16 protein-coding genes are annotated in these 25,490 nt (G+C 42.0%); 3 read left to right on the top strand and 13 right to left on the bottom strand.

What is annotated here, in order from left to right:
* Positions 1–89: 89 nt before the first annotated feature.
* From AACU33_RS32520 to AACU33_RS32510, 3 genes are all read right to left on the bottom strand, one after another.
* Complete coding sequence (locus AACU33_RS32520) at positions 90–1,520, bottom strand: folate/biopterin family MFS transporter (protein ID WP_096594394.1); 1,431 nt, start codon at positions 1,518–1,520, stop codon at positions 90–92.
* Between the two features lie 159 nt (positions 1,521–1,679).
* Positions 1,680–2,174: an anthrone oxygenase family protein gene (locus AACU33_RS32515; protein ID WP_096594393.1), complete on the bottom strand. Its 495-nt coding sequence runs from the start codon at positions 2,172–2,174 to the stop codon at positions 1,680–1,682.
* A 39-nt stretch (positions 2,175–2,213) separates the two neighbouring features.
* On the bottom strand, positions 2,214–2,756 hold the full coding sequence (locus tag AACU33_RS32510) for a PadR family transcriptional regulator (RefSeq protein WP_096594392.1): 543 nt from the start codon (positions 2,754–2,756) through the stop codon (positions 2,214–2,216).
* 126 nt (positions 2,757–2,882) lie between these two features.
* Here AACU33_RS32510 and AACU33_RS32505 point away from each other — a divergent pair, with 126 nt between their 5' ends.
* Entirely contained in the window at positions 2,883–3,272 is a 390-nt protein-coding gene (locus AACU33_RS32505) for a monooxygenase family protein (protein ID WP_096594391.1), read from the top strand.
* A gap of 79 nt (positions 3,273–3,351) precedes the next feature.
* Here AACU33_RS32505 and AACU33_RS32500 read toward each other — a convergent pair whose 3' ends face one another.
* From AACU33_RS32500 to AACU33_RS32475, 6 genes are all read right to left on the bottom strand, one after another.
* Positions 3,352–3,798: an ATP-binding protein gene (locus AACU33_RS32500; protein WP_096594390.1), complete on the bottom strand. Its 447-nt coding sequence runs from the start codon at positions 3,796–3,798 to the stop codon at positions 3,352–3,354.
* 63 nt (positions 3,799–3,861) lie between these two features.
* Positions 3,862–5,346: a PP2C family protein-serine/threonine phosphatase gene (locus tag AACU33_RS32495; protein WP_096594389.1), complete on the bottom strand. Its 1,485-nt coding sequence runs from the start codon at positions 5,344–5,346 to the stop codon at positions 3,862–3,864.
* Between the two features lie 232 nt (positions 5,347–5,578).
* Positions 5,579–5,902 (bottom strand): STAS domain-containing protein, encoded by a 324-nt coding sequence (locus AACU33_RS32490; protein ID WP_096594388.1) that lies wholly within the window; start codon positions 5,900–5,902, stop codon positions 5,579–5,581.
* A 77-nt stretch (positions 5,903–5,979) separates the two neighbouring features.
* The gene (gene glgX / locus AACU33_RS32485) at positions 5,980–8,118 is read right to left on the bottom strand and encodes a glycogen debranching protein GlgX (protein ID WP_339376414.1); all 2,139 of its coding nucleotides are present in this window, start codon (positions 8,116–8,118) and stop codon (positions 5,980–5,982) included.
* Positions 8,119–8,244: 126 nt separating this feature from the next.
* Positions 8,245–8,652, bottom strand: coding sequence for an anti-sigma factor antagonist (locus AACU33_RS32480; RefSeq protein ID WP_096594386.1), 408 nt, complete (start codon positions 8,650–8,652; stop codon positions 8,245–8,247).
* 20 nt (positions 8,653–8,672) lie between these two features.
* A complete protein-coding gene (locus tag AACU33_RS32475; RefSeq protein WP_096594385.1) occupies positions 8,673–10,499 on the bottom strand; it encodes an AGE family epimerase/isomerase in 1,827 nt (608 codons plus the stop codon).
* Between the two features lie 537 nt (positions 10,500–11,036).
* On the opposite strand from AACU33_RS32475, the gene AACU33_RS32470 reads away from it, so the two are divergent.
* On the top strand, positions 11,037–12,224 hold the full coding sequence (locus AACU33_RS32470; protein WP_096594384.1) for a low temperature requirement protein A: 1,188 nt from the start codon (positions 11,037–11,039) through the stop codon (positions 12,222–12,224).
* A gap of 46 nt (positions 12,225–12,270) precedes the next feature.
* On the opposite strand, the gene AACU33_RS32465 is transcribed toward AACU33_RS32470, so the two are convergent.
* From AACU33_RS32465 to AACU33_RS32450, 4 genes are all read right to left on the bottom strand, one after another.
* A complete protein-coding gene (locus AACU33_RS32465) occupies positions 12,271–12,906 on the bottom strand; it encodes a DJ-1/PfpI family protein (RefSeq protein ID WP_096594383.1) in 636 nt (211 codons plus the stop codon).
* A 119-nt stretch (positions 12,907–13,025) separates the two neighbouring features.
* Positions 13,026–16,394 carry a nuclear transport factor 2 family protein gene (locus AACU33_RS32460; protein WP_096594382.1) on the bottom strand — a complete coding sequence of 1,123 codons (3,369 nt, stop codon included), beginning with the start codon at positions 16,392–16,394 and terminating at the stop codon, positions 13,026–13,028.
* Between the two features lies 1 nt (position 16,395).
* Positions 16,396–17,955, bottom strand: a complete 1,560-nt coding sequence (locus AACU33_RS32455; protein ID WP_096594381.1) for an EthD domain-containing protein — start codon at positions 17,953–17,955, stop codon at positions 16,396–16,398.
* A gap of 566 nt (positions 17,956–18,521) precedes the next feature.
* The gene (locus AACU33_RS32450; protein WP_096594380.1) at positions 18,522–18,869 is read right to left on the bottom strand and encodes a carboxymuconolactone decarboxylase family protein; all 348 of its coding nucleotides are present in this window, start codon (positions 18,867–18,869) and stop codon (positions 18,522–18,524) included.
* Between the two features lie 2,265 nt (positions 18,870–21,134).
* Between AACU33_RS32450 and AACU33_RS32445 the strand changes: the two genes are divergently transcribed.
* Positions 21,135–25,451 carry a DUF4114 domain-containing protein gene (locus tag AACU33_RS32445; protein WP_096594379.1) on the top strand — a complete coding sequence of 1,439 codons (4,317 nt, stop codon included), beginning with the start codon at positions 21,135–21,137 and terminating at the stop codon, positions 25,449–25,451.
* The last annotated feature ends 39 nt before the right edge of the window (positions 25,452–25,490 follow it).

Here is a 25,490-nt window from a genome sequence, read left to right as displayed (position 1 = left end):
AAAGGCTTCAGTTCGTGAAAAATAAAGCACTAAAGTCCTGACCGCGAAATCATCGCCGTTTCCTTGTCTTTGGGCAAAATAATTTTTTATTAACGACTTTGGATGTGATTACTTGTAGCCTCAATTTCTGAGATCAATTCAGGCACAAATGGCTCACTAGTACTTGCTGAGACTGGTTGCAATGATGAAATCTGAGTTTGCTCTTCCGCCGCTGGTAGCCAGCTAAGAAATGGCAGTGGTAATAATGTGCTGAGGTTGGTAAAGATCACTAAAAGCCACAGCAATTCAAAGTTAGTTTCAGTGATTCCCAGCCAATGCATAACGATCGCCCCAAATTCATAGGAAACCATTCCTGCTAAGTTAGATACCGACATTAACAAAGCAAATAATGTCGCTTCCACTCCCGGAGGGCAGATTCTGGCTGCTAATACCAGTACTGGCATATAGGCAATTTGGCCCATGACAGTGAGAATCAAGCTATCACCCAAACTAAACCAATGGTCATCTATACCCAAAGTGCGGTTAGTGTGAGTAACAAGTAGCAGCATTGTCATCCCTAAAGTTGCAGAAAGAACTGTACTCCAACCAAAGATGACGCGAAAAGGTAAAGTTTTGAGATAACGCTGGAAAATCCAAATACCAACTAAAGAAGCCAGATTTGTTACTAGGCGCACGCGTCCCAAAAATTCTGGTGCAAAGTGCAATTCGTTAGTTGTGAAGAAGAAAAAAGCTGCATCAGCAGTTGGGGTAGCTTGCCAAATAAAAACAAATGCTGTTGGTAGCCAGATTGCTTTTTGGGTAACGGCTTGGCGGAGTTGTCCCAGTTGATGCTTGATGCTATTTAAGTTGTTTTGATGAGGATTTTGAGGATCTCGATTAACAGGAGACTCGGCAATTAACCAAGCAACAGATGAAACTAACAGGGGAAAAACTGCGGTAATTGCAAATACAGTATGTGTAGAAAAATGTTCTAGCAACCACCCACTTAAATAAGCTGTCAGCAAACCTCCAAAAGCGGAAGCACCCCAGCAAATAGATTGTAGCGAACCTGCGTCTGCTTGAGATTCTGCTCTTGCCCTTTCGACTACTAGGGAATCAACGATGACATCGCTAACTGCAACTGAGAGTGACCCCAGTGCGATCGCAATCGTAGCTGCCCAGGTAGTATGAACTATTGTTGCCAGACTCAGCCAAGAGACGGTTCCTAAAATTCCCGATAAAATGAGGTATGGACGCCTGCGATAGCCAAATATAGGCAAGCCATCTGAGATAAAGCCAAATACTGGCTTGATAATCCAGGGTAAGGCGACTACGCCCAATAGCGCCGATACCTGTGTCGGACTTAGCAACAGTTCATCTTTCAAAAAAAAGCTGACGGCTAAACGCGCCAACCCTAAGATGCCTTGGACAAAGTAGACGGTAAGAATTGCGATTAACTCGGCATTAGGTTCATGACCGAAGAAAATTTTTTCTGTTACTGAGTCTTTGACCTTGGACAAGCCAGAGGAGTGAATCAGCATTTGATGAATATTTTTTAAGTTTTATCTACTTTTCTATCATATCGATTTCTGTAAGGAGGGGCTAGAAAGCAGAGCGATCGCTTTTATGGGCTGCGGAAAAAGCAGTGTATAAAATTTTTGTAGCTTTGATGCTTGCTGAAACGATCGTGAAACCACAGGTTACGCTGCTCGATTAGAGAGTGCGATCGTGAATGCTGCTGCTGCTAAAAGTGCTGCTACTGTCCGAACGTGATTCCACATCGTCCAGTTAGCAAGGTAGTTGACCCATAGATTCGCACCGTCAGTACTGCTGGGATCGACCTTTGCCAATGCATCGTTCAACGGTACATTAAACAGGATTGTCACGCCAAACGTGCCCAGGAGATAGAGCAGGCTGGCAACGAGCAGGTAGGCAGCACCGGGTTGATACCACTTTAACAGCGAGGAAACTAAAACAAAGACACAAGCCGCAGCCGTTCCTAAGAACGCCAGCATGAACAATGGATTGATTACCGTGATATTGATCGATTGCATGGCACTAATACCCTGCGTCGCTTGCAGTCTGCCAAGGGCGTTCATTACAAAAGACGAGAAGGCGAAAAATACTCCAGCCATCAGTCCGCAACCCAAAGCCGAGAAAAGCTTCAATAGGAAATAATAGTCAACATTTGCCATAGAGCCTCCTGGAAATTGCTGCCCCACAAGATGATGCGCCTATTTCAACAATGGCATGATTTCATCACACCAAGCCAACCAACCTGTTTCGTAGTGAATTCCGCGCAGCAACGTCATGTACCGAAACTTGAGGGCTTCTGATAATGCTTGCTGCTTCTGGAAGTGTTGGCTCTGAATTTCTCGGTAAATCGCTAATCGCTGCTGATGTTGCTGACGATGGGCTTCTAGTTTTGCCACCAGTGTTTCGCCTGACACTAAATGTCCAGCATAAAGTTTCACCAGCAAATCATCCTTGATTGGTGCCATCTCTTCTGACTCAACAATCCACTGACACAACTGCTGTTTACCCAATGCTGTCACTGCATAAATTCGTTTGTCAGGTCGATTCTCTTGCTGCACGGATTCGGCTTGCAGCCACTGCTTTTCTTCTAAGCGGTTCAGTTCTCGATAAATCTGTTGGAAACTGGCACTCCAGAAAAAACCAACCGAACCTTCTACTGAAGGATTGAAGCGCTTGGCAAGGTCATAGCCGCTATTGGGGGCGCTGACCAAAACCGACAGAATGGCATAGGTAAGAGACATGGGCTATGAATTGACATATTCAACAAGTTGAATATACACTAATTATTATATTCAAAAATTTGAATAATAAGTTTATTGAGTATGTAGAGCTTGCTGGCTAAAAAGTATCTCAAGAAGGCAAATATTATGAATTATTCGAGTTATCAAATCGATCTGCCAGAACATCCAGAGGCGGTTGTTTTTGTTAACGGCTTTTTGGCACGCGATCGCGCGGGGTTTTTCTGGATGTGGAAAAATATGCGGTGGATCAAGAATGCAACAATTCAATCTCAAGGCTGCGTGCAGGTGAAAGCTGGTATTTGCGGAATCAACGAAGTAATCATGGTAAGTTACTGGCGTTCCGAACAGGATCTTAAACAGTTCTTCCGCAGCGAACCGCATCGACAGATGATGCAATTTGTCATCAAAAATCCCAACAGCCTCTGTTTGTATAACGAGACATATCAGCCTTGGCACAGTGGAAAGTACAGCCACGAACCGCAAGGCATGGCAACGCTTTACGCGATAGCAAGATAAAATGGTTCGCAAGCGATCGCTACCAAGGATGAAATGATATGTCAGCCCAAAAAGAGCGATGGGATATTTTTGATGAGCATTATTTAGAAGGTACTGTTTCACTAGCAGTAGAAGAAATCCGATTCACAACAAATATATTGCGATTGCGGTTTCCGACTCTCTCGTAGGTAAACCTGTCAACACCTTGAATAGTCAAGTAAACACCAAGTCCACCAATCCGGCGTTGCTCCATAGGCAAATCCATATCGTCTGGAAGGGCTTGCTTGGTGGGGTCGTATTGTTCGCCTGTGTCCTCAAGAGTAATTGTTAAAGACTCATCTGCAAGTGTCGCTTGACAAACTACTTGACCCTCGCGGCCTGCTTCCTCATAACCATGTACAATGATGTTAGTTGCAATTTCGTCTACTGCCAGCCGCAGTCTATAAGAGGTTTTTTTATCTAAGCCTGCTGCTACTGCTGATGCCATGACGTATTGTGCAATTTCGCTCAAAGAGTCGAGCGTTCCCGCGACCGTTAAAGCTTCCATAAAATATCTCGTCAATACCAGTAATAATTTCTACTCAATAAGTAAAAGGAATCAGTAAATTACTCACTGATTATTTCCTAATCGCTGCACAGCCAGCATGGTAATATCGTCAAACTGAGGAGCATTATCCATGTAGGCAAACAAGTTGGTCTTGATCCACTCTAGAAGTTGGCTAGCTGAGGCTGGCGGCGGTTGGAAAAGAGAGAGCAGTCGCTCGCTAGTGTATAACTTATTATCTGGTGCGCGGGCTTCTGTGACACCATCCGTATAGCCAATTAAGATGTCGCCAGGATCGAGTTGTACCTGCTGAACTTTAAATTTCATATTGGGCATCATTCCCACTGCTGGCCCTGTGGGTTTGAGAGTTGCTTTCACACCTTCGGAACCGATAACAAACAATGGTTCGTGACCGCCATTTACGTAGTCTACGATACCTGTGTTAGGGTCTAGTACTCCAAAGAACAGGGTCGCAAACATACTCATCTGAGCGTGCTGTTGCGCAATATAGTTATTGATCAGCCCTACAGCTTTGAGGGCATGAATTTGTGCCTCGTGATTGTTCAGATCGAGATCGTTCAAGCCTGCCAGTACTTCCTCATCGCCAAGAATTGCTAAATTGCACAAAAGACTCTGTCCAGAGAAGATGCGAATCAGACTGCGGAACAAAGCCATAAACAATGCTGCGCCTACACCTTTGTCGCACACATCGGCAATGACTAGCCCGACATAACCCCCAGGAAGCATAAAAGAGTCATAAAAATCGCCTGCAACTTGGCGAGCTGGGTAAAAACAAGCCGCAATCTCCCAATCAGGAAGTTTTGGTAAATCTTCTGGGAGAAAATCTCTCTGAATCTGTCTCCCTTTTTCTAATTCATAGTCAAGTGCTTTTGAATAAGCCTCGATCTCTTGTTTGGCTTGATCCAGAAAATGGTAGGATTCCTCTAATTTTCCATATATCTCTGCATTTTCTAAGACTAACGCGATCTCATTAGCCGTTTTTTGCATCAAATTGGCTATTTCCCAGCTAAAGCGATTAGGTTCAGTATGTAGCAAAGTGAGAATGCCTAGCAAAACTTCATCTTTGAGAATTGGGATGGCTAATGCAGAGCGTACAGTATAAGGCTGATTAGGCAGCTGCAACCAGCGATCGTCGTTAATCGTATCGGCAATTAGTCCAATTTGGCGGTGACGATTTACCCAACCTGCCAAACCCTTGTCTAAAACGCTACCAATTAATCGAGAGCGAGTATCTTGTGCTGTGGTCTTCTGGGTGAGAATACTATCAGTAACTACTCCCTGGCTATCAAGTAAAAATAAACTGCCTGTTTCTGCTCCTGTAAGTTTGCAACATACGTGTAATGCTTCCTCTAAGGTAATTTTTAGCATTTCCTCCTGTTCTGGAGAACGTGCCATTGCTACTACCTTTGCCAGTAGTTCTCTTTGAGCCTCAAAAGCAGCTTGTGCAGCTCTAAGTGCTGCTACTTCTTGACGTAACGACTCCAGTTCTTCGTAATAAGGTTGTTCCCTTAATTGTTTATGAGTATCCATATATTTTTTGTCGCGGTAGATAATAGGAGTCGTTTTCTATAGCCATCCTATTTGTATTGTGAGATTTTTTGTTAAAGCTGTCATTTATCCTTATTCATTTGTAATTTCTCACAAGCAATTTATGAAGGCTATATTTGGCTGGAATAAGTACTTAAATATAAGAAAAGCTAAAGGCTAAAATTGTTTAGCCTTCATACTTCATACTTATTCCTAATCCTCCAATTTTTAGGAACTAGGCAACTTCGTACTCATCTTGTAAAATTACGCTTTGGCTGAAACCTGTTTTCTCAAGAGTTTCTAATACTTGTTCTTGTCCGCCGACTACATAAATATCAGCATCAGCGCCCATCTTTTGCTTGGCGAAAATTAGTACTCGCAGCCCAGCACTGGCGATATATTCCAGGTCTTGGATGAACAACACTAGACGCTTAACTCCGGCTTTAGCTGCATTCTCCACTTCGACTCGGAAAATGGGCGCAGAACTCGCATCTAGTTCGCCAGTTAAAGTAATTTTAGCGGTATCGCCGTCAATTGCCAGAGTTGCACTAAAAGCCATATTTTGAATCTCCTTTTTTGTTAGATTTTGGTTTTTGATTGGTCTTTCGCCATTTTTGATTGACAAAAAACAAAGATTTATTTGCCTACGAGAATCACAACTGAGCGATCGCCTAGTAAAATTCCGTGCTGATTTTCTAGTACGGGTTCTTTCCCTGGTTCCCAGCTAGCTTCTGCTGGGTTCGCGCCAGTATTCGCAAAGATATGCCACTTGATACCCGCTGGTGGTTGGGGAATTTCAAACCATTGAGCTTCCCAGTGCATATTCATGGCAACGTAGATATAGTTATCTTCGACTGTGCCACCTTTAGCGTGTTTGCCACAAAGCATAAAAGCTAGGGTACGGCTAGAGTCAGACCAGTCTGCATTCCATGCTTGAGTACCGTGCCAGGTAATATCAGCATAGCCGCTGCCTACGTAGTCACGGTTTTGGAAGTGCCAGTGGTTTCTCAATACCGGATGTGCGTTGCGGAAAGCGATGCAGTGCTTGGTAAAGTTGAAGAGGTCGGCGTTTGACTTGAGTAAATCCCAATTCAACCAGCTGAGTTCGTTGTCATGACAGTAGGTGTTGTTGTTACCGTTCTGACTTCTGCCAACTTCATCCCCCATGAGAATCATCGGTACGCCTTGGCTAACTAGCAACATGGCGATCGCATTTTTCATCTGCCGTTGACGTAAGGCATTGATCCCCGCATCTTCTGTCCAACCTTCTGCACCACAGTTCCAACTATCGTTATCGTTGGTGCCGTCGTTGTTGTTTTCCCCGTTGGCTTCGTTATGCTTGCCGTTATAGGAAACCAAGTCAGCTAAGGTAAAACCATCATGGGCAGTAATAAAATTAATCGAAGTCGCAGGTGCCCTTCCCGCCCAAGCATACAGATCTGGCGAACCTTGCAGTCTTTGCGCCATATCTCCGACGCGCCCCTCGCCTTTCAGGAACTTGCGAATGCCATCGCGGTACTTACCATTCCACTCAGCCCAGCGACCAAAAGCTGGGAAAGATCCTACTTGGTATAAACCGCCCGCATCCCAAGCTTCCGCAATCAATTTACATCTAGCAAGAATTGGGTCAAAAGCCAAAGTTTCCAACAACGGTGGATTTGCTAGCGGTGCGCCCCAAGGATCGCGACCGAGAATCGATGCTAAGTCAAATCTAAAGCCGTCGATGTGATACTCTGCTGCCCAGTAGCGCAGACAATCCAGCACAATATTACGCACAATTGGGTTATTACAATTAAGCGTATTGCCGCAACCACTGAAGTTAAAGTAGTAACCTTCAGGGGTAAGCATGTAGTATGTCTTATTGTCAATACCACGGAAAGAAATTGTCGGCCCGTGTTCGTTACCTTCCGCAGTATGGTTGAAGACCACATCTAAAATAACTTCAATGCCATTGGCATGGAGGTCTTTGACTAGCGCTTTCAATTCATCAACCTGCATCCCAAACTTGCCTGTGGCTGCATATCCCGCCTTGGGTGCGAAGAAACCAACAGTGCTGTAGCCCCAGTAGTTCAGCAACATTTCCCCTGTCTGGGGATTGGGTCGAGAATTTTCAAACTCGTCAAACTCGTATACAGGCATGAGTTCGATGCAGTTCACACCTAACTCTTTGAGGTAGGGGATTTTCTCCCGAATTGCTGCAAAAGTTCCGGGATGCTTTACCCCTGATGATGAATGGCGGGTAAAGCTGCGAACGTGCATTTCGTAAATAATCAAGTCTTCTGGCGGCAATTCCAGCGGTCGCTCGGATTCCCAGTCAAAGTCATCAAAGGCAATCCGGGCGCGATGATGATAAATATCACTCCAATCGGGTGTGACTCCCCAAACATCCCGTCCGCCAATAATTTTGGCATAGGGGTCTAAGAGAATTTTGCTCTTGTCAAACCAGTGTCCAGCCTTCGGATCGAATGGGCCATCCATGCGATAGCCATATTCGATTTCCTCATAATCCAAATCAAAAACCACCATGCAAAAAACATTCCCAATCCGAAACTCTTCGGGAAAAGGAATTTCTGCAAACGGTTCGGGCTGATGTTTCTTAAACAGCACTAAAGAACAGGATTTGGCGTGACTGGAAAAGATGGAAAAGTTCACACCTCCTGGAACCAACGTAGCTCCAAAAGGGAAAGGTTTACCCCGACGCAGCTTAAAGTCGCCGTAGGTATGGGTGGGATTAACGTCGATGCGCTCCATTGTTCTCTGGTAGTGAGTTGTCATTTGTCCTCTGTCATGAGTCGTTTGTATTTACAAATGACTAATGACTAATGACAAAGGACGACCTTAGATGTGTTTTAGCCCTTAAAAGAGGGAGTTAAGTTTTCACTCAACCTCCCTCTTTGTGGATTAAGCAGGTAGAGCGTGAACCTTGAGTTGGAGAGCTTCTAAGCCCGCTTCTACGGTGTCGCTGATGCTAAAGAAATTGAGAAACCCAGTAATCGACATCGTATCTTGAATTTCTGGGGCAACTCCTACCAATACCAGCTGTCCATCTTGACCAGCAAACTGCCGATGTAGCAATAGCAATGTGCGTAAGCCAGCACTGGACATATAGGGCACATTGGTTAAATCCAGCAGCAATTTACTTTTTGGGTGAACCAAAGGTAAAACTTGTGCTTGCACCTCAGGTGCAGTTTTGCCATCGACATCGCCATCTAGTTCTACAACAGTGACTTCTTCATGTACTGCTGGAGGTGCATCGCCGTTTGCAGTAGCGATCGCAGTTACTTGCAGTGTCTTGATAATAATCTCCATAATTAATTACTTCCCGCAGACTACGCATTAGGGACAATTGTAACTTTGACTTTGACTTGCGCTTTTGTTTCTGGTAGTTTCACAGTCAAGCCGTTGGCGTCAAAATCGGTGTATGGTTCGTCATCGATCCAACAAGCACCAATCTTGATGCTACCAGGAGGCAAAATATCTGGCTGCACCCGCAGGATGTTGTCCTTAAATGCACCTGGTTGGGGCTTGAAGTAGAGGTCTAGTGGTTGCTTAGTAATTAGCAGATTAGTATAGACTACTGCCAAGTAGCACAGTTCTGTTGAGTGGTAGGCACTCATGGAGTGAGAGCCTTTGAAGCGTTCGTTACCCAACAGGTAGGGTAAGCCATTGGCGAGAACGTTGAAGTAAACTGCACCGTCATCATGATCCAAGAAGAAGGCATTGTAGAAGGCTGCGGCTTCGTGGGCTTGACGCTTGTATTCTGACTTATCTAAGATCCCGTGGAGGATCAGGTAGGCGAGGATGGCTTGCTCTTGTTGCCACCAAGCTTTGCGATCGTGCCAAACAAAGCGATGTTGTTCTTCACCTTCACCGAGAACGCGTTCAACTACGTCATACCAGCCGCCTCTTTGTTGGTCGCTACCAACTTTGGGCATTAAATAGGCGATTTTCTCAGCTAATTGTACGTACTCGTCTTTGGACTTGAGGGAATTCATCCGCATCAAGTTCCAAGCAATTTTCAAGTTATGACCTACAACGGCGCGGTTTTGCTGCCAACCCCATGTTTGGTCTTTGCTCCAGTCTTCAAAAAACTTCTCTTGGACAAAGGGGCTGTCGTCGTAGTCTGGGAAATATTTGGCGATCGTGTCAAAGGTATATTCTAGGAAGTCGGCGTATTTCTTCTCGCCTGTTGCTAACCATAAATTGATCAGGTAAGCAGGCGCATGGTCGCCTACAGAGTTCCAGTTTTTGCGGGCGCGGTTCCGACCTAGAGATTCGGCACGAGGATCGAGGGTAATCGGGTCAATATGGGAGAAATAGCCGCCGCCTTCTTTATCGAGGAAGAATTTATCGAAGAGATCGACGGTCATTTCCGCATCTTTGAGAATGCGGGGATCGCCTGTAATTCTATAGGTTTGAATGGGGCCAGCTAGGGCGTAAATCTGTTCGTAGGCGGGAATTGCGTCGTAGTCGTCACTAAACTCGGAGGTGAGTAGCTTTTGTTCGCGGCGTCCGCTAACTTTAATGCCGTGATACCAATAGATGAGGTTTTCATCGGGATCGTAGAAGCGCATATGTTCGCGCAGGTACTCTGTCCCTCTTTCGGCTGCTTCTAGGAAGCGGTCTTCGCCTGTTAATAAAAACGCGGAAGCGAAACCATAAACCAGACGCGAAATGGTATCAGTTTCTTGCAAAAAGTCGTCGCGCTTTTTACCGCCGGCCAAGTGTAGATACGTGCGGTATTCGTGATAATCAATTTCGCGATCGGGATAGTTGAATTGCCATCTCAGGTAACTATCAGCTATCGAACGAATTTGTTTGATCCACCAGTCTGGTTCTTCGTGGCGATAGACACCTGGTTTATCGTTAGGGAATACTAAGGACTTGACTTCAAATTTATGGTCATTTCCCTGAGGATAAAAAATACCGTAGGCAAATACGTGCTGACCGGGTACTAGGAGTTGTTCAATTTGACCAGTGCAATCTCTATAAGGCTCTTCTAGGTTTTGCGCGATTCTGGCATAAACAGTCGGGGTGAGATATGCTCTATATTCCCGTTCATCTGAGGTTTTAATGCCAAAAGACTTATCGCTAGAGTTAAAGTCAGTGACGTAACCAGTGATTGTGTCTGAGAAAGAGAAGCTGATTTTGTTCATCTTTACTGTTACAGAAATAAAAGGGTAGATATTGTTGCTAAATCTAAAACTCGACTGATGTAGCCCTTTAGTTTAATGTCGCAGGTTTGTTACTGATGGAAACGTCGGAGTAATTGTTTGTAATAGTGCTTGAAGTCATGAATATCTAACACTGCTATCCTCGATATTTTTGAGGACAATTTTAAATTAACCGACGTAACTTTTTAATAATGGGCGAAGATATCGCTTTACGCACTCTAGCTGTCTATCTACTCAGCAATATCAAGTTAAACTCTTGGAATTGCACTGGCTGAAGACAACAGACATTCTACATGGTTTTTGTTTGGTTGTGTAGCAAAAACTCAGGATAGCTTGGTAAAAGTGCTGAAGGTAAAGTTACTTAATATCTCTACATAATATATACGCCTGAATTTCGATAAATTATGCAAACTAGCTGAGAAACTAACCAAAATTAATTGCGAACGGAAAATTTATATCTTTGGTACTTCTGGAAACTCGTAAAATAGTTTTCCATGAGTAGTTGATTTTACCGTTCTGATGAACAAAAAATTATGGCAGCCGCCAAGATTACGAATTGGCGAAGATCGGGGAGAAGAAAGACGTGCTACCTGGCTGGAGTTGTTTTACGATCTGATATTTGTGGTAGCGATCGCAGAATTAGCTCACAATCTCAGCAAAGATGTTTCTGTGGTAGGCGTTTTGAGTTTTATTGCCCTGTTTACACCAATTTGGTCTTGTTGGTTAGGAGCAACTTTTTACGCCAATTTGTTTGATACTGATGATTTAGGCGATCGCTTATTAACCCTCCTGCAAATGATCCTGATTGCGGCTTTAGCTGTGAATGTCCATCATGGTTTAAGCTCATCTGCTGTCAGTTTCGCAATTACTTACATCGGTGCTCGCAGCGTCCTGATTGTGCAATTCCTAATTGCCAAATATCATGTTCCAATAGCTCGTCCCCTACTCAATCGCTATCTATTGGGCTTTACTCTTGGTGCTAGTTTTTGGTTAATCTCCCTGTTTGTACCAGCACCTTGGCGGTTTCTACTCTGGGCAGTTGGGCTAATTGTAGAATTTTTGGCACCCTTGGGTACAGGTCGTTTTGCTACTCAAATCACACCAGATATTGCGCATATGCCAGAACGACTAGGGCTTTTTACCATGATCGTTTTAGGTGAGTCTGTTGCTGCTGTGGTGAGGGGTGTAGCACAAAAGGAATGGATTATTTCATCTACTACAGTTGCTTTGTTAGGCATGATCGTTGCTTTTAGCTTCTGGTGGCTTTACTTCGATAGCATCGATGGCTCACCATTAGAGACCATGAAAGAAGGTAGAATCAATATCTTTCTCACTTGGCTTTATTCTCACCTACTCCTGGCTATGGGTTTAGCAGCAACTGGGGTAGGAGTTGAACATCTGATTTTCAAAAGTGCAGTTGATGTCTTACCAGACAACGAACGTTTACTTTTTTGCGGTGCGGTGACACTGTGTTTAGTAACTTTAGCGGTAGTTAATTTGACAACTTGTATTCTGGAAAAACAACGACAAGGTAAGATTTTGAGTGCTTATCGCCTAGGTGCAGGAGCGTTTGTTTTCTGCCTGGGGATTTTTGGTAAAAGTCTAGCTCCTGTGGTTTTAACTGCATTGGTTGCGGCTGCTTGTGCGATCGCAGTTGCCTTAGATTTACTAGGTAAGAGTCGATCGCAACTTATGTCTGGGGATTAATTTTGCATCCGGTTGTGTACTAACACAACCGCTTTGCTTTTCATCCTCAGACAGGCTGAACAACTTCCTGGTTACGAGCGCTAGCTTTCTCAATTTCTTTGACAAATTCTGCCATGAATTCGTCTACCACACCCGGATGCTTGCCTGTAATTAAATTGCCATCTATAACTAAATCGGCAGTGACATCATTGTCATAAACAACGTCTGCTCCGGCATTTTCCACATCACAAATAATGTTATGGGCACAGGTTACTTTTCTACCTTTGAGTAAATCTGGATCGGCACAGAAAAGCCACAAACTATGGCAAATTGTCCCTAGTTTCACATTATCTGTTGCCATTGCTTTTCTCAAGAAAGCAACTGCTGGAGCTTGATTTTTTTGACCTTTTTTAACATTTACTTGATATCTCAGGCGATCCATTGCATAGGCTCCGATGCAAATGATCCCTTTATAATCAGCTGGGTCAATATCATTAACTTCGGTGGTGACAGTGACATGAAATTCTATTTGGTCATTTTCGGGATTAGAACCAAAGTGTAATTCTTTATTACCCCATAAATGCGAAATATATTCTACTTCATAACCTTGTTCGGGGAAGTACTCATTGAAGCGCCGAAATTCTGTAGCATCAAAATGTTCTTCAATAAGTACACCTATTTTGCCTTTAATTTCTTTTGTCATGAGGTGTTACCAGTTATTTGTTGTTGTAATTTTCTGAGTAATAGCAGAGGGAGTTTATCAGATATTAAATTCAACTCACCTCTGCTGAAATAGTCAGAATTGGCTAATTCAAAGATATTTTAAAATTTCAGATTCAACTGGGAAGGATCTGGATATACGCGCCATTCGTAGATGCGATCGCCGTCAAAGCGATAGATATCTGTACAAGGAACTTGAATAAAGCGCTTGTCAACTTTGTTGACATAATTCGCATCCATTTCCAGAATCACAGTGTTACCGATTTCCCATGTGCCTCTAGCATTATGGGTTGTCAGTTTCAGCACTTTGTAGATATTAACTAAAAAGTCTCGACAAGCTTCTGGGCCAATTACTGGGTCGTTAGCACCCACTTTGTATAACAAGTTAGGTGTGAAGAAGCTCATAAATTCATCCCAATTTTCAGCGTGCAACGCTTCGTACATTTTGCCAATAATTGTGAGCAAGGAACCGTTAGAAGCAGTAGCTTTTGCAGCTGGGGGTTGAACTTTTTCTGTTTGGAATACTGGACTAATGTCCATGTAAATTCTCAGTTCTTGGACTTTATCACCCTTGAAAATGATAGTGTCACAACAAGGCAGTCGGAAAACTTTACCATCATGACGGATATAAGTAACTTCCATTTCACAGATTACTGTGTCCCCCTGTTCCCACATATTTTTGATGTGGTGGTAACATTGAGCAACTGTGTTCAAGAAGTCAGTTGAACTTTCTCTAATTCCTTGCGGGCCATAAGCAACTGGGAAGTTACTAAATTGGTAGTGAGCATCTTCGGTGTAGAACTTCACAAAGTTTTCTACATTCATCGATTCGCCTGCTTCAAACATCCGTCTGACTATTTCCGATTTGGTTCCAGGACGGCTGATTGACTGAGTCATAGTTTTGTCCTCCTTATTTGTAAGATTCTCTACACTTTGCTTTAGTTGTTCGACAGCCAGACGGATATTTTCTGGTTTAGCGGTTTCAATAAACCCTTGTGCATCTTTATGCTGTAGCGCACTTTCACTGACAGGTTGTAAATCAATGATGAAAGTTACTATTGGTAAAGCGCCAGGTTCTTGAGGTGGAAACAGGTAATTGATAAACCGACCTGTAAATAGAGGATGGTCTACAAGATTAATTGTCAGACTTCCCGCTTGGCGATCGATAGAAACTCTTTGCGTCATCTCCATGCCGGGCATTTTGACTTGGCGTAGAACTCCATCGCTATACCGTTCTAAAATCGGAAACTTATCAGTAAAAGCTTGATCTGTCCAAACTTGCCAAATCTTCTCTACTGGAGCATTGATAGTAGAACTATATGTTCCATATAGGCGGTGGTTTGTATTAGCACTGATGGCTGAAGTTGTGGGTGCAGAATTATTGTAAAACCAGTAGTTTGTGCCGTTAGCTTGGTTATATTCTCTTTGGGCAATGCTAAATCTTTCTTTAGCTTTCCTTCTAACTTGGTTAAATTCTAACTGTTCACCATTTGGGCCTTTACAGTAGAATAAAGACCAACCATCAAAATCGGCAATAAAGTCTACCTTGGCATACTTTAGAGGCGCATTTCTTCTAGCAGTTTCCGAATCAATATGAATAATTCGGTTAGCAACAACGTTAGTCAGACCTCGCTTTTGACATTCATCTTCTAACATCTTGGCGAAGTCATTGATATCTACATCATCTTTTACATAAAAAGACAGGTGTGGTGCGTTGACATAACCAATACCTGAAGGTATCTTACCAATACAATTTGGTGCTTGCGAGTTTAACTTAGCATCTCTAAAATGGATGAGTTCAACGCAGGTGTTACCAAAGGAAATAAATCTGACATCCAAGGCTTCTTGCGAGCCATCTCTAATATTTGGGACACCGATTGTTTTGGGATTAAGACCTTGCTTCCATGCTTCCAATTCTTCTTTTTGGAAGAGGAGATTGTGCAAGTCTTCGCCAACAAATCCATCCCCACCAATTGCTATTTTTCCACCCAACACGTCAATGTAAAATTCTAGGGCTTTGGACATATCATTAACGGTTATGCCGACGTGTTGCAAACCTTGGAGATAATGACCTAAACTGCTAGAGCTACCGTTGACTGGATTGGACATAAGAGATACTAAGTCCTCTTTTTGTTGATTTATAGCTCCTACATTGTTGTTAAGCGACGCTACTTGTCCGTTCATCAGAGATACTATGTCCTCTTTTAATTGATTAGTGGCTCCTACACTTTGGATAAGCGACGCTACCTTGGAACTGCGTTGACCAGCTAAGGTGATCTGAGAGTTGTATACAAAGGTGTAAGCCGTTCTTTCGGGAAATGGTTGAATTTGTTTGATATATCTAGCCGCATCTTGAGTTGCAGCTGCATACTCCCAAGAGGCGAAAAACTTCTCTCTTTCCAAATGATTGGCGAAAGCAATTTCAAAAGCCGCTTGATATTGCTTGGCTTCTGGTTCGTAATGACTCACCCCAGCCGCATCGGGACGAGAATTGTCGACTTCTTCAAATAGGTGCAGACGTAGCTTCAGTACGGCATCGCTACTACTGACTTTGGGAGCAAATGTCTCGCTCAGATAACGGCGGAACGCTTCGTTACTAGTACCATTAGCTTTTTTCACCAAAACGTGAAATTTGATGGCTCCGACTTCGCCGTTGGGATCGCCAGTGGGAATGCGGTCTACATAGGTGATGGAATTACCAGGGTTAGTGTTGTAACCGATGGCTTTGCGGAACAAATTGTGTTCGTCATCCATCAAAATAGCTGAAGCTTTGAACCAGGTATTGCGATCGCTTTCACTTTCAAAGGTTAACTCTGCAATCCCATCGAAGTTATCTTCTGCATCCCATCTGTAATCCAAACCAGCGATTTCTGGCCACAAACCGCCTTCGTTGTGCGCTACGTGAAACTGCCAGTATTGATATTGTCCTGGTAGTCTGGCGCAGACTGGCCCGTGTACATCTTTCCAATAATTATCAAAAAGCTCCAGGGAAATGGACTCCCGTTTCCACAGGAGTACATAAAAAGCTACTTTTCCTTTACGATCCCTCGCTGAATAATCAGCTTGGTTTGATTTTTCAAGCGCTGAAACCATTGCTGCTGTCCTTGGTATGTAATTGACTTTGTCAAAAATCTGATTCAGGGCGGCGAAGCAAGGCGCAACCTTATTAAAGCCCGCATAAACGCATAAGAACAGCAGCAGTTCTTCAATTTCATCGCGGGTGGCTCCCTGTTTGAGAGCCATATTTACATGGGCGGCGAAGGGGTTTCCCGGGCCTCTATGATCCTGATTAACAACATCAATAGCGATGGTAATCAGAGCCTTAGTTTTTTGGTCAATTAGTGGTAAACCCCAAGCTTCACCTGCTACCCGAATTACAAAATCACCAAATTTGGGATTGATTTGTTTTAAATTCTTTTGCAGTTCTGGATCATCGAGGACGGCATTTTTAACTGCTAACTCCAGTTTCATCTCACGCGGTAGTGATCAATTGAATTAGTTCGCTAGGAGCATAGACATCACGGTAGAAAGTTAGTTGCTCGGTTTTCAGATAGCAAGCACCACGATGACCGCGACGTACCCATGTCACATTACCTTTAGCCAAAGTTTCGTTGGTTTCGTCGTCCACACACTTCCACTCGAAGTAAGTATGCTCGCCATAAAACATCACAATTGGCCAGCACATAGTAACGCCTGGTTGCGCAATTAATGCCCACCAATGTTTTTCTCTTTCTTTTTGCTGTTCTAAGCCGCGATAGGGGCCGTCTTGACATAGATAAACTAGGTCATCACGATATTCTCCAGTTAAGATATCGCCTCTTCCTTGTCTCAACGCCTCACAATGAGTAGGCCACCACTCTCTGTTTTCTCTTTCAATTTGTTCGAGGGTATAGTTAGGGCCAATTTCGGGCAATCTTGATTCTTTCATGGACACAATTCTTTCTGCATCCTCGATCAGTTTCTTAGCTACATAAGAGCTAACAAGTCCGGGACGAGAATAGTCCGCCGACAAACCTTCGTAATAATTGGTGCGCTTTTTCGTTGGCTGTGGCTTGCTTTGGGTTGCTTGCGCCGCAGAAGTATGACCGTTGGTTTGTGGGGTGAAGAGATTGTAATTGAGCATGAGAGATTCTATATCCTCCTTAAGTTGATTTACTGCGCCAATTTCTGTAATCAGTTCTGCTACCGAGGAACTACGTTGACCTGCTAAGGTCATCTGAGAGTTGTATACAAATGTGTAAGCCGTTCTTTCGGGAAATGGCTGAATTTGTTTGATATATCTAGCCGCATCTTGAGTTGCAGCTGCATACTCCCAAGAGGCGAAAAACTTCTCTCTTTCCAAATGATTGGCGAAAGCAATTTCAAAAGCCGCTTGATATTGCTTGGCTTCTGGTTCGTAATGACTCACCCCAGCCGCATCGGGACGAGAATTGTCGACTTCTTCAAATAGGTGCAGACGTAGCTTCAGTACGGCATCGCTACTACTGACTTTGGGAGCAAATGTCTCGCTCAGATAACGGCGGAACGCTTCGTTACTAGTACCATTAGCTTTTTTCACCAAAACGTGAAATTTGATGGCTCCGACTTCGCCGTTGGGATCGCCAGTGGGAATGCGGTCTACATAGGTGATGGAATTACCAGGGTTAGTGTTGTAACCGATGGCTTTGCGGAACAAATTGTGTTCGTCATCCATCAAAATAGCTGAAGCTTTGAACCAGGTATTGCGATCGCTTTCACTTTCAAAGGTTAACTCTGCAATCCCATCAAAGTTATCTTCTGCATCCCATCTGTAATCCAAGCCAGCGATTTCTGGCCACAAACCACCTTCGTTGTGGGCTACGTGAAACTGCCAGTATTGATATTGTCCTGGTAGCCTAGCGCAGACTGGCCCGTGTACGTCTCTCCAGTAGTTATCGAAAATCTCTAAAGAGATTCCTTGGCGTTTCCACAGGAGTACGTAGAAGGCTACTTTTCCTTTACGATCTCGTCCTGAATAATCAACGCTTGTCGCCTTGTTGATTGTTGAAACCATGCTTGCTGTCCTTTGTCCACACTATGGTTAAACTCTCTTGATGTCACACTCTACTTATGTCACCCTAGGTAACAAAAAAGCTCAACTTTAGGGAAAATTAAGGTCTTGGGTTGTAATCTCTACGTTAGTAGAAGGTTACAAAAAATGCTTCGGCGAAAACCCCAAATTCTCTGATGAAAGTGCCTCAAACTGGCTACGACAGCTATCACCATCATCAATATCAAGAGATTTTTCTCGTTTAGGAAGCGAGCAACTATTGGCGATCGCATTCGGATCTGAATAAAAACCAAATTTTCTTCGATCCTGAATCTAAAAGCCTATCAGAGAGTGTTTGGAGTATCCTATGAAGGCACTTCGATCGCTACTTCCTGACTCCTCACCTTCTGACAATCTTGCTCTTGCTCCCTTCGTATTTGGTCTTTCCCTTAATGAATGAGGAAAATACGATGCTTTATCTAGGCGAGTTTAAAGATGTATCTCTTTAATCTCTGCATATCTCCATCACAGCCACTTTCTGGGACTACATCTCGGTATTTACTGATTTCGGAAAATCCCAATTATTTTTTTTAGGATGGTGTATCTAGTATTTCGTTCAGTACGCCAAAGCAGCCAGCTACCTTATTGAAGCCTGCGTAAACGCACACAAACAATAGCAATTCTTCAATCTCCTCGCGGGTTGCGCCTTGCTTAAGTGCCATATTTACATGTGCACCAAAAGGATTACCCGGGCCAACCTGATCCTGATTGACTGCATCAATAGCGATCGTAATCAGAGCTTTAGTTTTTTGGTCTATTAGTGGTAAACCCCAAGCTTCACCTGCTACCCTAGTCACAAAGTCGCCAAACTTGGGATTGATTTGTTTTAAACCTTCTTGAAGTTCTATATCATCTAAAACCGCATTTTTGTATTTCATTGCCTGACTTTTCCCTAATTATCTAAGTAGTCATATTTTTATGAACTGCGTACACTGTCAAGCATGAAAATTGAAATCAGTACTCAAAAATCAGGATTGGGAAGATTTAGACCGAAATTCTGACTTGATTAATTCTGAATTCTATTTTCAATTTTTATTTTAGGTGTAATCAGTATCTAACCAATATTCAGCATAAACCCGGAAAAGTATATTTGCAATTTTTGATCGTATATGTTCCTTAGGAAATATTGGCATGACTCTATTTTTTTCTCATCATTATTTTAATAACTTGTTACATAAGAGAATGTAATAATATCAAATCTGTTGTCCTATAGGTCATTTATAAATTAAAAATAAAGTTTTTCTCTGGTGGGTCACACACCTCTAAATCAAAATAAATTATTAACATTTTCCGCCATTCCCAAGTCAAAGTCTGCGGCTTTAAGTAGTGCATTAAGCTCTATTAAGCCAGTTTACAGACTTAAGATTTACTTTATGAATTCGGGTAGAACCTATTTTGGCAAATTAAACCCGAACTGTCAGATATTAGCTCCTAAACAGAGTCATTTGAAGTCTCTATCTCTATAGCCAAGCCGTTGTTGCTTTCGCTAGCTTTGCCATATGATAAAGCGATCGCTAAACTTAAAGGTGTGGTTAATAAACAGCGGATTATATTTGATCTACAGTATATAGTTTTAGATAGTTACTGTATGCTTAAAACTTTAAATCTTTAATAGTTAAACAGTTATATAACTATTAAAGATTTTGCTATTTAGCTTTGCTGCATAATTGTGTCTAGCCAAAATAACCCTTGCATGGATCTTGTATACTAAATTACTAAGAATCTAGTCAATTAAACTGAGTAATTTTACTTATTTTCTGGGCTAATTGTAATTTTTTAAGTGTTAATGGGCATTTATTGTATTAAATAGTACTTAAATATTGTAAATGCGTAAAAAATGCTTTGTTGCCTATGTTGCAAAAAATGTTGTTATTTTGGTAAGATTTACATAATTGTTTAAATAAACCTCATCAAATACTTACGTATTTTTTGTTATGATAAAAGTATTTTTTTAAACTAAATTTTAAAAGAATCAGATTGCGATCGCAGTCCAAGCTAGCTCAAATCTAGTAAATGCTCTCAGAACAGACGTTCCGAAGCTTCTGAAGTTGGTAATTTTCAGATTCGAGACTAAATTACTGACCATCACTTGAAAAAAATGACATTGTACTTAAATTTACATGAGTAACTTTACCTAAAGCAAAAAGCGTGTTATATGTTAAACATTTAACCTAACCTCAGATTTTAAGCTTTATGGAGAATGAAAAATATAGAGTTTGATATTTAGATAAATCCATAAGTTATCGTTTTGGCTGGGAGTGAGTGCTGGTAAATTTCTCAATATCTGCATAACAATCTTGATTAAATATGACTTTTATTCAAGAGCCTGAAAAATTCCGTAAATTAATTTCATTTCAAATGTAAAGAGTTGCTTACAAAGTTATTGAGGTTATATTAGAAATCACGGTGGAAAGATTTAGTTCAATAATACAGACACATCAAAAAGATTGCGCAATTCAGCATGGTAACAAAAAAACATCACTGTTTTAGTGGTTTCAAATTTGAGGTGTCTTAGAAAAATTATGTTTAAACCAGAAGTATTAGCATAGCTACTACTTTAAGTAGGATAGCTCAAATATAAATTAAGTTGATTTAGAGCAAGCTGTGCAATTGTTACTAAACAATATGCAAATTTTTTGAGTAAGCTCAAGATTAGAAATGTTTACTAAAAGCCAGCTCTGCTAATCATCCAAAAAAACTTTAACCTTAAAGTTTCTTAATAAATGTAAGTTGATGATTATTCAATGCTTATAGGAAAAAGCTGTCGTCAAGAATTGACATATTGAAATCATCAACAGCAATCGTTTGTCAAATTAATATATATTTTTTTGAAGATTTTTAATACCAATGACAATCAGGTGAAACTTTTGCTATTAAATCAAAATCATCCTAGTATTGGTATGAGTATGAGCATAACATTGTGTAAGTAATTACATAGTAAGTATTTTGCTAAATATCCAAGTCCACAAAATCTAACCAATCTACCTGCTTGCGCCTTACGCGATCTCGCGAAGAGGAGATTGGAAGACTCTCTCCTCATTAGGAAAGAAGTCTCATAATTTATGATTTTTGAGTTCTTAAGCAGTTCTAAGTGACATTGATTGAATTTATTACTAATGGTTGTGTAAGGAGACTGTTCGATCATGGCTAATCCCACATTAGAGAACGCATACGTTATTGGTAAAAGTAATTTTGATAGTTGGAGTCAAGCTTTTCCCAATGACACAGCAGGTTACTTAAAAGTTTTACCGCATCCCAATCTGGAAGTCGCTTTTAAAGACCCTTTTATTGACTGGCAAAAAGATAACCAAAATTATAAAAATGGTCAGTTTAGCACCACCAATGCTCAGGGTACTTACTATTCCAGTTGGGGTCCATCTAAAGAACTAAAAGTTACTCTGAAGATGTCAGAGCTGACCCAGACCCAAATTGATGGGTTAGGGATTATTCAGAAAGGAAATGGGGTAATTGAATGGTTAAATAATGAAGCAACTCCCTATGACCTTTTGCGGGCGTATAACAGTCTGATTCCTGGCCCTATGCTGATTACAGAGCCAGGAGACACGCTCAAGATTACACTTGTAAATGACTTAACCGATCCCACTAACTTACATACTCATGGGCTGCACGTCTCAGCTAAAGGAGAAGGGGATAACGTTCTTGTTAGCGTTAAGCCTGGTGAATCCCGGGAAATAAACATACCCATCCCCGACAATCACTTTATAGGACTTGACTGGTATCATCCTCACCTGCATGGAGAAACAGCCGATCAAGTGGGTTCAGGATTAGGTGCTCTCTTGTCCGTTAACGCGCCTTATAACCTTCCCGATCTTGATAAATTTAATCCAGTCACAAGTCCAATATATACATTCGCAATCAATACCCTTGGACTTCAAGAAGTACTTAGAAGTCCGAGTTCGACTGACCCGCTTAACCAAAGTGCAGATGCAAATGTAAAAGTGCCTGCGGGTAGTCCCCTACAAATCTTTGGGCAGGATAGTAATGGCCAGAATATTTATCAGCTTTCGGATGCGCCTTTTGAAGGTTACAACGCCAAGCCTACTTTCTACAACCCTGCCAAGCCAACAGGAGATCCACAGAATGGCACACTTGAATATGGAGGTGGTGGTCTAGCAGAACCAGTAGAAAATGTTATTCACACTGTCAATGGACAATACAATCCAACTTTAACAGTAACAACTAATCAATGGGATTTGTTTTCATTCGCCAATATGACCACCAATGCATTTCATATATTGCAATTGGTGTATGACGATGGGACACAACTAATTCCCCAAGAAGTTAATTTGGTGGGTATTGATGGTGACGCTTCTGGTGTCGTAGATGTTGTTAGAAGGCAAGTAACAGATTTTCCAGTTTTAAATCCTGGTTCTCGGGTAGCTGTTCAACACTTATTTGATAAACCAGGTACATACTACTTTATTTCTAACCCCACGGAAGAAATTGAGGATAAACAGTATGTACCGACTTTAATCCAAGGTAAGAAGGGATTTAACGATGGTCACTTAATTTGGGGACCACAAGTTTTAGCGACAGTCAAAGTTACAGGAAATCCAGTCGATCCTAATACAAATCCGCAGGCACCATTCCCTCAAGCTTATGACATCCTAACCCAACAAAGTAAAAAAATTGATGACCTGATAAATGGACCAGTCGATCGGGAAAGGCAGTTTACTTGGGACGCAAATGTAGGTGGTGCATTACAAGTATTAGGGCCTAATGGAGGGTTTCCCAAAGACACGGATGTTTCAACCTTTCAGGGAACGTACACCATCAACGGGAGGTATTTCTCTTCTAGCGAACCTGCTAATATTCCTCCGCTAGCTATGCCGATGTTGGGTACTACAGAAATCTGGAATGTGATCAATAGATCTGGATTGCCTAGTGCCTCGTTACCACAAGCCACGCCTCCAAATATTCCTTTATCAGAATGGCATCCATTTCACATTCACCAGAATGATTTTACCGTCCTATCCATCAACGGCATAGATGTTAAGGACATTAATGATAATTATCTTTCTGGGGTTTTGAGCGATACGATTGCCCTACCACCTGCCTATATTAAAGGCACTGCCACAAAAGATAATCCCTACGGTCAACCATTCATTTACAATCCTGGAAATCCTGGTGATGTCGCTAATGCTCAGGCATCAGAAGTCAAAATCTTAATGCATTTTGAGGACTTCCCTGGTAGCTATGTAAATCACTGTCACATTCTTTTCCATGAAGATGCAGGAATGATGATGGTTCTCAGACCTATCCTGAATACAAAAGAGACTTGGTTAGGTTTGAGTTCAGATGATACTAGTGGACAAATAGATTTATCTAGAGCTAATAATCCTAGTGCGGCAGGTATTAGCCTGACACCTTATGGTACTGCCTTTAATAAAGGTGTAGATGTCGCAATTGCAGATGTTAATTACAAAAGTAAGGATGGAGAAAATAAAAATGTAACGGATAACGTTACTGATGTCATCACCATACAAAAATCTTTGGATAAGCCTACTGATAAATTCAAAGTTAAAGTATTTGATGGGGCGATATTAATTCAAAAGCAAGAATCCCAAACTAAAATCGATGGTTTAGACCCATCACCTCTGCTAACAGAAATCAATCCTTTCCAAAATATTGCTCCCTCAACTAATCAAATTGCCTCGGTAGCCTCTGGTGATATTGACGGTGACGGCTTCTCAGATATAGTTGTGGGTTTAGGAGGAGGAATCACACCCATCATTGAGATTTATAGCGGTAAAGATTACCAGCTGAAAGCTCGTTTAGCCCCATTTCACCACGAAAACTTCACAGGTAAAATCAACCTAGCAGTGGGTGACGTGAATGGAGACAACTATGACGACATCATTGTTGGTGAAGGTAGTGGTGGACGGGGATTAGTGGAATTATACGATGGGAGAAAGCTGCATGAAACAGCAACCTTATCAGAAACTCCCAAAGATACAGCACACCATACAGCTCTGCTATCTCAAGACTTCCAACCCTATGGAACCAGCTACACAGGTGAGGTAGATGTTACATCTGGTTATATTCTTCAAAGACCAGATGTACCAAATGATGCGACTACCCAAACTAATAATGCCAACATTACAACCATTGCCAAGGGTCCCGTACCTCAAGGTCAAGAGCAGATTCAGGTTTATACATTCTTAGGAGGAGATCATGTTCATGATTCTTCTACTACAACCGATCCAATGGCGGAGCAACTTCGCAAAGAAGTATCATTAACTCCTACCGGTAATACGCAAGAAATTTCTGGAACTTTTGCGGATCTTCCTGGTTTACCTAAAGGTGAGCCTGTGCTGTTTACCAAAAAGCAGAACGGTGATTATGAGATAATCCATTTGGGAGATAAAAATAAACCTGAATCCACAGCAATTGCGGCAAGCACAACAACTTTCACGCTGAAGAATGTTAACAAAGACATCTTTATTATCAACAGTAGTGGTGGTGGCAATCCCAAACTGAAAGTCAAACTTACAGGACGCAATTCCAATCTAGTAAATGAACTTGGAGTATGTGTTGTTGATGATGATAAAGGTACGATTAACGGTATTGCCCCTGGAGCAGCAGGTTACATCGAAGCAGCGTTAAAGCGATCGCAAATTATTTTCTCTGCGATTGCTAATAACCCCAATGGTTTCGATACCAATAATCTGGCAAGCTTACTCAAATTTAACTCTGGTGCTAACCTGAAATTTTTCTTAGTCAGAAATAGCACCATAGAAACTGTACTGGCTGGGGGTGCTTCTAGCACAGATGTAATATTTGCTGATGCTTCAACACAAAAAATAACAGACTTGGGCACTGATGGTTTCTCCCTCGGTTGGAAGGTCAATAGTAGCAGTGCTGAGTTCAGCGATCTGGTGGTGAATATCCAGTCTTCAAATGACTCTTTACCTTTGGGTACGGGTCTGCAAGGAAAGCCAGAAGGAGAACAGCTTGATTTTCGTGGTGTGACGCAACTCATCAAAGCTGAGTTTGTAGTCAATAGAGAAGCTGCTTTCAATAACTATATCGGCTTTTATAAGACAGCTGATGAGACTGGTGGTATTGACACTAACGGCGATGGTAAAGCAGATATTCTCCCAGGACAGGCTGGCTACATTCAAGCAGCTATTAATCAGAGGATTTCAGACATTAATCTCTCAGTTAGTAACCAAGGTACGGCAAAATTTACAGGAAATTTCCAGCCTGGTGGCATCGTCGTCCCATTTATTGTGATCAATGAAAAACTAGACGCCCTTTTGGATGGAAATACGACTAACGATCCTTCCGTTTACTTCCCGTTCTTAGGAGCTAACTCAGACAAGGTAGATCATATTCGGATGTTAGGAAATAACATCTTTGGCTTTGAAGATTTACCTCAGGGTGGTGATAAGGATTATAACGATGTCATTGTCAAAGTAAATTTGAGTCTGGCATAGTTCTAATGGGTCATATGACACGCTATAGCTCAAAAAGTC

This window comes from Calothrix sp. NIES-2098 (assembly GCF_963875125.1).
Taxonomy (GTDB): Bacteria; Cyanobacteriota; Cyanobacteriia; order Cyanobacteriales; family Nostocaceae; genus Aulosira.
The sequence above is the reverse complement of the archived record's forward strand: the minus strand, read 5'-3'. Positions and strand labels throughout refer to the sequence as shown.